The sequence below is a fragment of the Planococcus sp. CP5-4_YE genome (assembly GCF_019042655.1).
Classification (GTDB): domain Bacteria; phylum Bacillota; class Bacilli; order Bacillales_A; family Planococcaceae; genus Planococcus.
Genome location: NZ_JAHPZO010000009.1, coordinates 58,563 through 72,126 on the forward strand (window position 1 = coordinate 58,563; position 13,564 = coordinate 72,126).

The 13,564-nt window shown below is 51.7% G+C and carries 10 protein-coding genes and 1 riboswitch; of the genes, 4 read left to right on the plus strand and 6 right to left on the minus strand.

Annotated elements, in window-relative coordinates:
• Positions 1-288: 288 nt before the first annotated feature.
• Positions 289-843: a GNAT family N-acetyltransferase gene (locus tag KTG14_RS11515; protein WP_216971083.1), complete on the minus strand. Its 555-nt coding sequence runs from the start codon at positions 841-843 to the stop codon at positions 289-291.
• 143 nt (positions 844-986) lie between these two features.
• Here KTG14_RS11515 and KTG14_RS11520 point away from each other — a divergent pair, with 143 nt between their 5' ends.
• From KTG14_RS11520 to KTG14_RS11530, 3 genes are all read left to right on the plus strand, one after another.
• Positions 987-1,208 carry an SHOCT domain-containing protein gene (locus tag KTG14_RS11520; protein WP_216971084.1) on the plus strand — a complete coding sequence of 74 codons (222 nt, stop codon included), beginning with the start codon at positions 987-989 and terminating at the stop codon, positions 1,206-1,208.
• Between the two features lie 88 nt (positions 1,209-1,296).
• Entirely contained in the window at positions 1,297-1,626 is a 330-nt protein-coding gene (locus KTG14_RS11525; RefSeq protein ID WP_083388992.1) for a four-helix bundle copper-binding protein, read from the plus strand.
• A gap of 61 nt (positions 1,627-1,687) precedes the next feature.
• Positions 1,688-3,169 carry a phytoene desaturase family protein gene (locus KTG14_RS11530; RefSeq protein ID WP_216971085.1) on the plus strand — a complete coding sequence of 494 codons (1,482 nt, stop codon included), beginning with the start codon at positions 1,688-1,690 and terminating at the stop codon, positions 3,167-3,169.
• 109 nt (positions 3,170-3,278) lie between these two features.
• Here KTG14_RS11530 and KTG14_RS11535 read toward each other — a convergent pair whose 3' ends face one another.
• Positions 3,279-4,262, minus strand: coding sequence for a F510_1955 family glycosylhydrolase (locus KTG14_RS11535; RefSeq protein WP_216971086.1), 984 nt, complete (start codon positions 4,260-4,262; stop codon positions 3,279-3,281).
• Positions 4,263-4,609: 347 nt separating this feature from the next.
• Here KTG14_RS11535 and KTG14_RS11540 point away from each other — a divergent pair, with 347 nt between their 5' ends.
• On the plus strand, positions 4,610-5,581 hold the full coding sequence (locus tag KTG14_RS11540) for a cation diffusion facilitator family transporter (protein ID WP_216971087.1): 972 nt from the start codon (positions 4,610-4,612) through the stop codon (positions 5,579-5,581).
• Positions 5,582-5,701: 120 nt separating this feature from the next.
• Here KTG14_RS11540 and KTG14_RS11545 read toward each other — a convergent pair whose 3' ends face one another.
• The 4 genes from KTG14_RS11545 to KTG14_RS11560 all read right to left on the minus strand — a co-directional run bounded on the left by KTG14_RS11545 (position 5,702) and on the right by KTG14_RS11560 (position 13,558).
• Entirely contained in the window at positions 5,702-6,703 is a 1,002-nt protein-coding gene (locus tag KTG14_RS11545) for an LLM class flavin-dependent oxidoreductase (RefSeq protein ID WP_216971088.1), read from the minus strand.
• A gap of 433 nt (positions 6,704-7,136) precedes the next feature.
• Positions 7,137-10,574, minus strand: coding sequence for a methionine synthase (metH, locus tag KTG14_RS11550; protein WP_216971089.1), 3,438 nt, complete (start codon positions 10,572-10,574; stop codon positions 7,137-7,139).
• Positions 10,567-12,414: a bifunctional homocysteine S-methyltransferase/methylenetetrahydrofolate reductase gene (locus KTG14_RS11555; protein ID WP_216971134.1), complete on the minus strand. Its 1,848-nt coding sequence runs from the start codon at positions 12,412-12,414 to the stop codon at positions 10,567-10,569. The genes metH and KTG14_RS11555 overlap by 8 nt, the downstream gene beginning before the upstream one ends.
• 103 nt (positions 12,415-12,517) lie before the next feature.
• Positions 12,518-12,619: riboswitch (SAM riboswitch) on the minus strand.
• A gap of 105 nt (positions 12,620-12,724) precedes the next feature.
• A complete protein-coding gene (locus KTG14_RS11560) occupies positions 12,725-13,558 on the minus strand; it encodes a DUF6920 family protein (protein ID WP_216971090.1) in 834 nt (277 codons plus the stop codon).
• Between the last annotated feature and the right edge of the window lie 6 nt (positions 13,559-13,564).

Below are 13,564 nucleotides of genomic sequence, written 5' to 3' on the forward strand. Positions count from 1 at the left end.
AAAAAGATGTGGGAACTTTGCGAGTCTTTTTCTGTGTGGTCGAGAAAATCAGAAACCCGTATTTTCCGAGGCTTATCGCTCGCTTTCCGTGGGTTCGCGCCCAAGCCTCCTCAGTTGCCTTGCGCCTTGCGGGGTCTCGGTCGTCTCGCTGATCCACTGGAGTCGAGCAAACGCTTCTCCAAATACTCAGATAGTTCATTGGTGTTTGATTGCAGAAAAGGTGATTCCCTTTTTGATTCATAGCGGGTCATAGTCTTCTCCAAAACTCTCAAAAAAGAAACGAGAACTTTACGCGTCTTTTTCAGATGGCCATTCCGATTTCAGCATGCCGTAGACGACACTGTCGACGAAGTGGTCGTATAGCCATTCTCCTTGGCGGATCACGCCTTCTTCCGTAAAGCCTAGGCGGATTGGGATGTTGCGGCTTTTCTCGTTGCCGACCGCTGCGCGGATCTCGACTTTATTGAGCCCGCGCTTCGTTAACGCATAATCCGTCAATGCCTTTGCGACACGCGTCATGATGCCTTTCCCCTGGTATTCGGTGTCGAGCCAATAACCGATATAGGCGGTCTGTTTCGCTTCATTGATTTCATTGAAACCAGCGATTCCTGCTAGTTCGCCACGGTAGACGATCGCGCAATTTAAGCTTTTGCCGAGCGCGAAACTTTCTGCTCCAGACTGGATAAAGTTTTTCGTATCCAGGGCGGTTTTCGTGTGATCGAGCCATGGCAGCCATTCCCTCAATGCATTCCGCGAACGATCCGTCAATTCAAAAATCCGTTCCGCATCTTGTGTCTCGACTAACTTCAGCGCTAACTCTTCATCAACCTTATGTATAAACATTCCGTTCTCCCCTTTTCCTGAATTATCCATAAGCGTAGCATATCCGGCATTTTAGAAGAAGTTATTTTTGCAACTTTAAAAGACGCAATTTTCAGTGTTATGGCGTAAACTAAAAGAAAAGAAAGCGAACGGAGTGAACGCTTATGTTCTGGCTCTTTACTGTGCTCGTCGCTTTGATGGTCGTGCTTACCGTCTTGTGCCTCGTATTGTTTTTCATTCGCCATAAACCGCATAAACTGCCCGGCCCCCATCACGAAGCGCGGTTACTGAGAGAACGCTTTTCACGCGGCGAGTTGTCTGAAGACGAGTTCCGCAAGCGCATGAAAGAGCTTGAACAAAAGCCCGGACTGCGTAAAAACGGGTAGAATCCCCTAGCTTTTGTTTATTTTCCTGCCAGTCGGGAAATCCAAGGAATAAGTGAATGATCATAATTCTTATAGGAGGTTTTTCAGAATGGTAGAACATGCAAAACACGCAGAACTATCCAAGACGCTCCATGACTGCATGGTGGCGTGCAATCATTGTTTCGATGCTTGCCTAAAAGAAGACGATGTGAAAATGATGGCCGAGTGCATCCGGCTCGACCGTGAATGCGCGGACATGTGCGCTTATTTGGCGCAAGCCATTGAACGCAACTCACCGTTCGTCTCACAGCTCGCGAAAGTATGTGCGGAGATTTGTGAAGCGTGCGGAAACGAATGTAAAAAACATGACCATGACCATTGCCAAAAATGTGCGGAAGCTTGCTTGAAATGCGCAGAAGCTTGCAGACAAGTGGCATAAGAGATATGCGTCCGGCTGATTTGCCGGGCGTTTTTTCATGGGGGAAATGAGGGGGAACATGATGACGAAACGCATATTGGTTGTCGGTGCCGGTATCGGCGGATTGACTGCCGGATCCTTGTTGGCAAAAGAAGGCTATGAAGTGACCGTGCTCGAAGCCGCATCAGAAATTGGCGGCTGCGCCGGAAAATACAAGCGCCATCCGTATTTATTTCCGGTTGGCGCCACGCTCGGCATGGGGCTCGAGCCTGGCGGCATTCATGAACGCGTATTCCGCCGCCTCGGAAAGCAAATGGAACTCGAACCCCTCGAGCGGGTGATGGAAATGATCCATCCCACAGGCACGTTCGTTTTCCATAAAGATCGCAGGAGGCATGTGCGGGAACTTGCTGATCATTTTCCGGATCATAAAACCCAAATCCTGTCATTCTATGCGGAACTGTACCGCACGGCACGCATCACCCGCACCTTGATGGGACCACTGCCTGCGCTGCCGCCTGCCAATGCGTGGGAATGGGCTGCACTCACGAAAGCCTTGCGCCCGGTCCATTTGCGCCTGTTGCCAAAATTCCAGCTGACACTCGGGCAAGTGTTGAAAAAGCATGGCCTCGGCGAACTCGATGCGTTCCGCCATGTGCTGGATGGGCTGCTGATTGACAGCATGCAGACGACGACGGAAGATGTTTCTTATCTGCTCGCGGCGGTGGCGCTCGATATTTACCACGAAGGCGCTTATTACGTTCCGGGCGGCTTATACCGTTTCGCCGAAGTGATGGCAGACAGCATCAAAGAAAATGGTGGCAAAGTGAGAAAGCCTCGCACCGTAGAAACGCTCGAACACAAAGACGGCGTTTGGCATGCCAGCGACCAGCGCGGCAATTTGTACGAAGCGGATGCGGTCGTCTTCAACGCGCCGATCCAGTTATTGACCGAGCTATTGCCGGTTGATCATCACCACCGATTAAAACGCCCGCTGCAAGAAGTCATCGATACGGAAACGTGGACAACTTTGACTTTGTATTTGGCACTCGACACGGGCAAACTCATGGAACCTCTCCCTGAATTCCGCCAGCTCTCAAGCGGTGCGGCTATGGACGAAGGGCATCATTTCTTCATGTCGGCATCGCGTATGGATGACCGGCTGCGCGCGCCCGAAGGCTTTCAGACCGTAACCATTTCGACGCATTCGAAGCCGGGCTATTGGCAGTCGCAGGAGGATTACGAAGCGATGCGCACCGAACTCTCAGAGCGTATGCTGGATTTGATCGAACAGCATATCCCGGGCTTTCGCTCGGCGATCGTCCATGTTGAAAGCGGCGCACCACTTGCCTGGCAGCATTATACTGGACGGCCGAACGGCTATGTGGGCGGCTTCGCGCAAACTTTGGATGCGGCATTGTTCAAATCCATCTCGCATCACAGCGGCTTGCCCGGGTTATATCTGACGGGCGACCATATTTTCCCCGGAGGCGGCACGATTGGTGTCGCGGCAAGCGGCATCCACTGCGCACGTTCAATTTCCGGGAAAAGCTTGCTTACGTAAAAACACCCACCCTCCAATTAGAGGGTGGGTGTTCATCGTTATCAATTCATTTCTTCTATGCTCTGGGCTTCATTCACTCACAAAATTCAGGAACATAGCCACACTGTCCTTACTGCACTTGCCCTGCGTTCAAAATCTGCGTCCAGTTCTCGCCCGCGTCCTGGGTCTGCCATGCATGGCCTTTGGCTGTATAGATCGCCAGTTGCTCTGGATTCTCCGGATGCTGTGCCGCGTAAACGACACCATCCTCCGTCATGTCTGGCAGCGGAATGTTCTGCTCATCGCCTGATAGGCTGCGCTTTATCAGTTTTGCATCGTCGCTGTAAGTGGCATAATAAAGCGCGTCTTCACTGAAAAATGCAGCTGTTCCGAGCTCGCCTTCCGTGATGCGCGAAAAACTCTCTCCCCCGTCTTCAGACCAAAAGATGCCCTGGTTCGATGCCGCTGCGATCATCATTGAATCATCGGGATGCATCGCTAGAAAAGTCACTTTCCCGTCCAGTCCTTCAGCAACAGTCGGCTGCCACGTTTTTCCGGCGTCATCGCTTCGGTGGAAGCCGGTGTCCATTTCGGAATTCGGCTGCGGATTGAAAACGAATAGATTGCCGTTATTGTAACCGACTGCCATTTCATGGAAATCCGTTTCACCTTCAAACCCAAGATCCTCAAAGCTTTCTCCTCCATCATCGCTGCGTTTAATGCCGAGCGGATTTTGCATGTCCGACTGCATATCAGGATGCCCTGATGAGACAAAGCCGGTAGCAGTGGCATTAAAGCCCATAAAATCATGGTACTGGTCTTCGATTTCTGTCCATTGACCATCTCGGTGCACTTTCAATCCTTGATGGGATGCGAAATACAAACCCCCATTTTCTTCGATGTAACCCATGCCGTGGACATGGTCCATCACGCCGTCGAACGGTACTTCCAACTCCATGGCCGCACTATCCGCGGTTGATGCCGTTTTTGATGATTCAGTTGTTTCAGTCGCGGTCTCTTGTGTATCTTCAGCTGCCTCTTGGCCTGTTTCTGTGCTGCAAGCCGAAATGAACAGTCCGGCTGCCATCACCGGCCATAACCAGTTGTTTTTCATCGCTCGATCTTCCTCTCAGATGTGCTTTTTCTATCGTTTCATGGCATCAATCGAAGGTCAACTGATTGAGCGAAATGATGCATAGTTGTCACAACCGTTTGCCCTGTCGACCGATGCTCATACACGGATTGGCCACACAACCGGCTGCCGCTCCTATCGATTCGCTACAATACCCTGCAATTCCGCTGGCCAACTATAAAATCCACCTTATAAAACGATTTCTGCGGTCCATTATACAGCGTGCCTGCTCTTTTCGCATTCTTCGTCTTCTGCTATCAAGTTTCAAGATTTTCATGAAGGGAATGTAATTAGGTAAAAATAATTCTCTACAGAAAGAAGCGTTGTTCATGAAAGAATTTATCGGATTGCTGAAATTTGGAACGAAATCAGCTTTATGGGCTGCTATTGTAAACACAGTTGTTGCTATCATAAAAACTGCTGCCTATCTGATTACCGGCAACGTCGCAATGTTCGCAGAGATGATGCATAGCTACGGCGATGCCGCCAACCAATTTTTCGTATTCATCGGTTCTGCACTAAGCAAGAAAGAGCCTACAGAACGGTTTCCCGGTGGATTCGGCCGTCTAGTCAACCTCGTGCTGTTAGGTGCGGTCCTGGTCGTCGGAGTGCTTGCCTATGAAACTATCGTAGAAGGCATCCACCACATTTCCAACGCCACCCATTCCGAGGATTGGTTCTGGCTGAATATCGGTGTATTGGGAACTGCAGCCATTCTTGAAGCCATCGTCCTTTACAAGGCAATGAAAGAAATCACTGAACATTTGCCCAAGGATCAAGTGAGCGGTTTTAAAATCATCCCAATGAGCTACAAACACGCCAAAGATGCAAACCCGGCTACCAAACTGGTTTTCCTGGAAGACAATGTAGCTGTCGGCGGGGCAGTATTGGCGTTAACAGCCATTGTCGTCTCGACCTATACTCCGTTTCACAGCGCTACAGGCTACGCCTCGATTATCATCGGGATTGCCCTCATCGTAGTCGTCGGCCGCATTTTCCTTGATAATGCAGCCGGCGTGCTGGGCGTGGCAGATGTCGGATTACAGGCACGCATCGGCGCTAAGCTTATGGAACACCCGCAAATCAAGGATATCCAGGACTTGTACGCCATTAAAGAAGGCGATAGCCTGCACATCGAAATCAAAGTGGAAGTTGATTCATCAATGACCATTGAAGAAGCAGATGATATCCGCGATTATATTGAAGAGAAATTGAAAGAGAACATAAAGAATGTCACAGACGTCATCATTGAATTCGATGAAGACGACGGAAAAGTTACCTGGATGAAGCCCCAGGAGTGAAGCATCGCCACATTCTCCATGAATGACTTAAAAACTTTCATAAAACGACCAAAAACCACCGGGATGTTATTTCCGGCGGTTTTTCTTTGTTGATCAGAAGAAGATAGAGCTATCAACGGTTCAATCCAACTTAAATGCTTCAGCCAATAACCGCACAGTGTCCATACGCGCCTGATGGCCGGCAATATTCGGAATGATAGTGATTTCATCGGCTTTGAACTGTTCGGCGACGGCTTCGATTTGTTGCTTGACTTGTTCGGCCGTACCGACGAGCATGCGGCTGCGGTTGCGTTCGACGCGTTCTTGTTCGGCTGCGCTGAGGCGTCTTTTTTCAGCCGTTTCGACCGATGGGTAATAAGGCGGCTGGAAATCCGATTCAACGAATAACAGCCATAAGTCGAAAGCTTTGGTGAGTTGTTCCGCTTGGCCTTCTGTCTCGCCGACAATGGCAAAAACGGCGATGGCGACATGCGGCTGTTCACGCAAGCCGGACGGGATGAATGTTTCCCGGTAGCGTTTGATCGCGTCGATGCCCGCTTGTTCAGGTCGCGCAAAATGCGCATAGGCATACGCCATGCCACGTTCAGCAGCGAGTTTCGCCGAGCCTTCGCCAGTCCCGAGCAGCCATAGTTCTGGCGCAGTCTCTGTGACGGGCGTTGCCTTTAGTTTCTGGAAGCGGTGTTCATTGTCCAGATCATCGGTGAAATATTTCTCCAGATCAATGAGTTGCTGGGCATAAGGAACGCGCTTGCCTTTTGATTCATTAAGCGCTTGGTTGACGAGCCGGAAGCTCGGCGACCGCCCGATGCCAAGATCGATACGGTTCGGATGCAGCGCTTCAAGCAAACGGAAATTCTCCGCCACTTTATAGGCGCTGTAATGCGGCAGCATGACGCCGCCCGAGCCGATACGGATGCGTTCGGTGAGTGTCGCGAGATGCATCATGAGCATTTCCGGTGAACTGCCCGCGACTGAAAACACTTGATGGTGTTCCGCGACCCAGTAACGCTTGTAGCCTAGGCGGTCCGCCAGTTTCGCCAGTTCCGCCGTCGAACGCAGCGCGGAAGCTGCCGTTTCGCCTTCATCAATCGGCGAGTAATCCAAAATATTCAAGACAGTCATATTTCCGCACCTCCTTTAACTCTCTATTCTTCATCATACCACTCGAGCCCATAGAAAAAACGGACCGGGGTCTGCCAGTCCGCTTTATTCTATATCAAGCAATTAAAGTTAAGGTGGCTTTCCGAAGTTTACTGCCCGCTTTCCGTGGGCTCGCGCCCAAGCCTCCTCATCCGCTTCGCTCCTTGCGGGGTCTCGGTCGTCTCGCTGATCCACAGGAAAGATAAGGTCGAACTACGGGAGACATTATCTTTGCGAAGTAATGCGCAGCATTATTGAGCAGAAGGTTTTACGGGCAGACACTTCTCCAAACCACTTTGCTTCATCACTGATTATTTTAATCTGGTAACAGTATCTACTCTTATCATAAGTTGCAATAGTTATTACTTCTTTAATAATTTTAAAACGGAGCCAGGGTTTCCCTGCTCCGTTTCCTTTATTCCACATTGAAATAACGGGCGTCCGGATGAGCGAAGACGATGGCTGATACCGATGCTTCCGGGTCCATCATGAATTCTTCCGTCAAGTGCACACCGATGTCCTCCGGTTTGATGAGGCCGAAGAGTTTCGCCTGGTCTTCTAGGTTCGGACAGGCCGGGTAGCCGAACGAGAAGCGCTGGCCTTGATATTTTGCCGCGAACCGGTCGCGCATCGAGAAATCCGTCGCGTCCGAGAATCCCCATTGGTCGCGAATTTCCTGGTGCATACGTTCTGCGAAACCTTCTGCCAGTTCCAAAGCGGTCGCTTGTAGCGCATGGCTCTCGAGGAAACGCCCCGCTTCTTTCAAACGCGTTGCTTCGCTTCGTACCCCGTGTCCTGCCGTCACTTGCATGAACGCGACATAATCCATCTCGCCGCTTGCGGTTGATTTCAAATAATCGGCGAGACAGAGAAATGGCGCTTTGGCTTGGCGCGGGAATGTGAAGCGTTCGATTTCCCTCTTGGCGTCTCCCGGGTCGTAGATGATGACATCGTCGCCGTCCGATTGCGCCGGGAAGAATTGATACATACCCGCCGGCTTCAACATTCCCGACTGGAGAAACTTCGTCGCGAGTTCATGCAATTCCACCGCCCTCGCGTCGCCTTGCTGCAATAGTTTGTCGCTATAGCCGCGGAGCCCCAAGTGATGGCCGATCAACGTACGCATATTGACGTACGGATACAGATGCGCCACTGAATACTCTTTCGATACATGCCTGCGCAAATCGTTTGGCACGTAAACAGGTGCATCTTCGCGAACGGTCTTGACTGGCTTTTCCAAAATGGCGACTGCGCCTTTTTCGGCGCGCGCGGCATCTTGCGCTTGGCGCTTTTCTTTTTGTACGCCGAGTTCTTCGAGCAAGACCGCTTTTTCAGCTCCACTTTGCAGACGGTTCGCAAGGTCCAGCCCTTGCATCGCGTCTTTGGCGTAAATGACCGGGCCGTTGTATTCGGCGGCGATTTTCGTTTCGGTGAAACGTCGGGATAACGCTGCGCCGCCGACGAGGATCGGCACGTCGATATCCGCTTCACGGAAATCCTGTGCCGTCAGCACCATCTGCTTGGCGGATTTCACGAGCAGCCCCGACAAACCGACGATATCCGGCTGTTCTTTGCGAATCACTTCGATGAGTGCTGCTGGCGTCACTTTGATGCCGATATCGATCACTTTAAAGCCATTGTTCGACAAGATGATGTCGACGAGGTTTTTGCCGATATCATGGACATCGCCTTTGACAGTCGCGAGAATGACCTTGCCTTTCCCGCTATCGTCCGCTTTCTTTTCCATAAAGCCTTCAAGATACGATACGGCCGCTTTCATGACGCCTGCACTTTGCAGCACTTCCGCGACGATCAATTGATTGTCGTTGAACAAGCGGCCGACTTCAGCCATGCCTTCCATGAGCGGGCCGTTGATGATCTCGAGCGGATCTTCGTACAACTCCCGCGCTTTGTCGAGATCCGGGATGAGGCCTTCTTTTGTGCCTTCTAAAATATAGTAAGCGAGGCGCTCCGGCACGGTATCCGGAATATCGTCCTCGGTTTTTTCCTTTTTCTTGTCGCGGTAGAAATCCGTGAAGTCCGCCAAGTTCTTGTCGGTCGTCTCGAATAATAACTCTTCCGCCATCTTCACTTCTTCTTTTGGAATCGACGCAAAGCGCTCGAGCTTTTCGGTATTGACGATGGCGTAATCCAAGCCCACTTGCGTGCAATGATAGAGATAAACGGCATTTAGCACTTCACGGCCGACCGGCGGCAAACCGAATGATACGTTCGACACGCCGAGAATCGTTAAGGCGCGCGGTAGCTTTTCCTTGATGAGGCGGATGCCTTCAACCGTTTCCACCGCCGAGCCGATGTATTGCTCATCGCCCGTTCCGACCGGAAACACGAGCGGGTCGAAAATGATGTCTTCCGGGGCGAGCCCCCATTTTTCAGTCAGCAATTTGTACGAGCGTTCTGCAATTTCGAGTTTGCGCTCACGCGTCACCGCCATGCCGACTTCGTCAATGGTACCGACAACGACCGATGCGCCGTATTTTTTCACAAGCGGCATGACCGCATCAAAACGTTCTTCTCCGTCTTCCAAATTGATCGAGTTGATGATCGCTTTGCCTTGGGAGAATTTCAGCGACGCTTCGATGACGTCTTCATCTGTAGAATCGATGACGAGCGGCACTTTCACTTTTTTGACGACTTCCTGCATGAACGCCGCCATGTCGTCTAGTTCTTCGCGGTCCGGGTTGGCCAGGCAAATATCGATGACGTGCGCGCCGTTCTTCACTTGCGCACGCGCGATTTCCGCAGCTTCCTCGAATTTTCCTTCTATAATCAAACGCTTGAATTTACGCGAGCCGATGACATTCGTGCGTTCGCCAACAAACAGCGGGCGCATCGACTCGTCGTATTCAAGCACTTCAATGCCAGATACTGCATGGCCATGGCTCGTTTCATTGCGCTCGCGCGGGGCCAGCCCGTCGACCGCTTCGCGCACCGCCGCGATATGCGCTGGCGTCGTGCCGCAACAGCCACCGACCACATTGAGCCAGCCCTTATCAGCAAAGCCGCGCAGTTTTTTCGACAAAGATTCCGGCGTCTCGTGATAATGCCCTTCCTCGTCCGGCAGTCCGGCATTCGGATAGCAACTGACATAGCCTGTCGACAGTTCAGACAGCGAACGCAAATGATCGGTCATGAATTCCGGCCCCGTCGCGCAATTCAATCCGACCGACAGCGGCTTGATGTGTTCGATGGAGACATAGAACGCTTCAATCGTCTGTCCGGCAAGCGTCGTGCCCATCGGTTCAATGGTCCCTGAAATCATCACCGGCAATTCCACGCCGGTTTCTTCAAAGGCATCATGTATCGCGATGGTCGCCGCTTTGACGTTAAGCATATCTTGGCTTGTCTCGAGAAGCAGCAAGTCCGCGCCGCCTTCAATCAAGGCTTTCGCCTGCACCTGGAAATCGGCTTTTAATGCGTCGAATGTGATGCCACCTGTGACTGATAAAGTTTTCGTCGTCGGGCCGAGAGCACCCGCTACGAAGCGTGGCCATTCCGGCGTCGTGTATTTCGCTTGGCTCTTTTTCGCGATTTCGACTGCTCGTTGATTAATTTCCGCTGCCCGGTGACCGAGCCCGTACTCATCCAACACAACGGGCGTGCCGCCGAATGTATTCGTGCAAATGATGTCAGCGCCCGCTTCTAAATACGCGTCGTGTACGACTTCTAGGACATCGGGGCGGACGATATTCAAGTATTCATTGCAGCCATCGTATTCCTCTCCGCCGAAATCTTCTGCCGACAAATCAGCGTTTTGAATCATCGTCCCCATCGCACCGTCTATGACCAAAATGCGTTTTTCCAGCTGCTGTTCAATTAAATGTTTAGGCATAAGCACGATCGCTCGCTTTCTTTAAATCTAATTGTCGGATATAACGGATCAATTCCACCGTCATGTCATAGCGCACAAATGGCGTGATCAAATAAATGCCGTGGAACAATTGGGCTGCCGTATCGATCAATTCTTTCGCAATCTGAATGCCTTCCGCCGTCGCTTTTTCCTTGTCTTCGCCGCAAGCCCGCATGCGATCAAGTGCTTCTTCCGACAATTTGATGCCCGGCACTTCATTATGCAGGAAGTCGGCGCTACGTATGCTCGTCAGCGGCATGACCCCGAGGAAAATCGGTGTCTCGAGATGCTTTGTGGCCTCATGGATTTCGATGATTTTCTCTTTCGTATAGACCGGCTGTGAAATAAAATAATCCGCTCCGGCTTCGATTTTCTTCTCAAGCCTTGCCACCGCCCGCTCCACGACACGGACGTTCGGGTTGAACGCTGCAGCGACGGAGAAATTCGCCTTTTTCCGCAGCGGCTTGCCGGAAAACGAAATGCCCTCGTTGAGCTTTTTGATGAGTTGAATCAATTCCAGGCTCGATACGTCATAAACGCTCGTCGCTCCCGGGAAATCGCCGACTTTTGTCGGATCGCCCGTGACAGCGAGTATGTCGTGGATACCTAGTGCGTCTAGCCCCATTAAATGTGATTGCAGGCCGATCAAATTGCGGTCGCGGCACGTAATATGCGCAAGAGGTCTGACATCTTGCTGGTGTTTGAGAATTGACCCCATCGCCATATTGCTGATGCGTGGCGACGCGAGTGAATTATCGGCCATCGTGATGGCATCGATGCCTTCCGCGTCCAATGCTTTAGACCCTTCAAGAAATTTATCGATTTCCAAATGGCGCGGTGTATCCAGCTCGACGATGATCGTCCGCTCGGTTTTCGCTTTTTCGTGCAAAGGCTTGTCTTTCAAGACTTCTGCTTCGCGAATGACAATCGGCTTTTTCTCTTCGACTTTCTTTTCAGTGATCGGCTGCAAGTGACCGATGCGTTTTTTCACCGCTTCGATATGCTTCGGCGTCGTGCCGCAGCAGCCGCCGATTAAGCGGACGCCCTCTTCGCGCAACAGCAGCGCCGCACGGCCGAAATAATCGGCTTCCGATTCATAGACGATGCGCCCGTCTTCGATATCGAGGAGTGAGGCGTTCGGATAAGCGGATAAAAACGCTTTTTCCGGCAGTTCGACGCCTTCAAACGCTTGAATCGTATGGTGTGGGCCGAGACGGCAGTTGACCCCGACGATTTCCGCGCCGAGCGCATCGAGCCGTTTCAGCCCGTCGTTCAAACTCATGCCATTTTGCAGGATACCGGGTTCATGCATCGACAATTGCGCAATAAGTGGGGCGTCGGTCAGTTTCTTCAAGTGGCTGACGGTCGCTGCGAGTTCCTCGAAATCGTAATAGGTCTCGAGCAACAAACCGTCCGGGTCGCCGGATAATAGATGCTGCGCTTGCTGGTCGACCATGGCGACGATTTCATCAAGTGTCGCGTCACTTTTTCGGATGCCGCGGATGCCGCCGATCGTGCCGAGCACAAACTGGCCGCCGTCTTTTGCGGCTTTACGCGCGATGGCGATGGCCGCTTTATTGATCGCTTCGGTCTGTTCTTCAAGCCCGTAACGCGCCAGTTTGTGGGCATTCGCCCCGTAGGTATTCGTTTGAATGATATCCGCCCCGGCCGCGATATAATCGCGGTGGATCTTCTCAATCACTTCCGGGCGCTGGATGTTCAATTCCTCGTTGCAGTATTCGATACCGTAGGAGTACAACAGCGTTCCCATGGCGCCGTCCGCCGTCAGCATCCGTTTGTTCAATTCGTCTAATAACATGATTCGCCCTCCTCCGTCTATTTTGCCGTGCAGCTGCGGACGCATCGATATGAAACAAAAAAAGCCTTCCATGAAAAAGAAGGCTTTACGATATCGGACTCGTTCCTTTTCATCTGCCAGGCATATGCCTGCTGGAATTAGCACCTGACCTTAGTGGCTGGTTGCTGAAGCGTCATCGGGCCAGTCCCTCGACTTCTCTAGATAAGAATTCACTATGCAATTTTTAGTATTCCCACATGATACCCCCTGCGGTGATTCGGGTCAAGGTGATTTATCAAAAAACATAGAACTTTCTGTTATATTTCCGATCCGCTCACCAGGCCTCCGGCACGCGCGGGTTGAAGTTGGCTTGTTCGACGGTAAATTTATACCACGTGAAGGCTTGCCCATCGATCATCCAAGTGATGTCGATGCGCCGCGGAATTTCGATGCCGTCGATTGTTTGCCATTCATGCACTTCCGCGATGCACGGCAAGCGTTTGGCATCTTCGCCAACATCTTTATAGCGCAACGCACGCGCCCGCTTCATGCGCCCTTGTTCATCGAACTCGAAGGTCACATTGGCAGTCGAGCCATTATAAGTCATCTCTGCCTCCACGGAGCGATCTGAACTGTTCAAAAATCGCACATATGGGCTAAACACCAGTCCCGGGAGCCAAGCCATCTCCATTAAAAAGCGCTGCAAGGCCGATTCATCGAGTTTGCCATCCGGCAGTGCGCGGTTGATCGGCACGAGCCCCGCAAAACGGATACGCATGCCCGCGCGGCCATCCCGAAAACTATCGGATCCTGTCACGAACAGCCCATCCACTTTCATACGCGCTTTCCAATAGAACGATGGCGGTTCGACAAAGCTGTACTGTTCGGCGGTCGATTCAGTCCATTCTTCCTGGTCGGGCTTGGTTTTCATCCACCCCACTTGTTTTACATAAACGCCCATCACCTGTTCACGGCCGACCGCGCCGCTCGTCTCCAGCCATTTGGCGATCGGTTTCGGGAGATTTTCCGTTCTTGCCTCTTTCACTTCCCCGGCGTGCTGGACTTCCGGCCAGGTCGGCTTGATAAGCCGTGTCATGTCTTTGTATTTTCGGTAAGCTCCGTATGCCCCAAGCAATGTCAATGCTAAAATCGGCCATCTGCGTTTCATGCTTCA

Coding starts and splice junctions, on each gene's coding strand:
- KTG14_RS11515 (WP_216971083.1), bottom strand. CDS start 843: ATGTTTATACATAAGGTTGATGAAGAGTTAGCGCTGAAGTTAGTCGAG.
- KTG14_RS11520 (WP_216971084.1), top strand. CDS start 987: ATGTTCTGGCTCTTTACTGTGCTCGTCGCTTTGATGGTCGTGCTTACC.
- KTG14_RS11525 (WP_083388992.1), top strand. CDS start 1,297: ATGGTAGAACATGCAAAACACGCAGAACTATCCAAGACGCTCCATGAC.
- KTG14_RS11530 (WP_216971085.1), top strand. CDS start 1,688: ATGACGAAACGCATATTGGTTGTCGGTGCCGGTATCGGCGGATTGACT.
- KTG14_RS11535 (WP_216971086.1), bottom strand. CDS start 4,262: ATGAAAAACAACTGGTTATGGCCGGTGATGGCAGCCGGACTGTTCATT.
- KTG14_RS11540 (WP_216971087.1), top strand. CDS start 4,610: ATGAAAGAATTTATCGGATTGCTGAAATTTGGAACGAAATCAGCTTTA.
- KTG14_RS11545 (WP_216971088.1), bottom strand. CDS start 6,703: ATGACTGTCTTGAATATTTTGGATTACTCGCCGATTGATGAAGGCGAA.
- metH (WP_216971089.1), bottom strand. CDS start 10,574: ATGCCTAAACATTTAATTGAACAGCAGCTGGAAAAACGCATTTTGGTC.
- KTG14_RS11560 (WP_216971090.1), bottom strand. CDS start 13,558: ATGAAACGCAGATGGCCGATTTTAGCATTGACATTGCTTGGGGCATAC.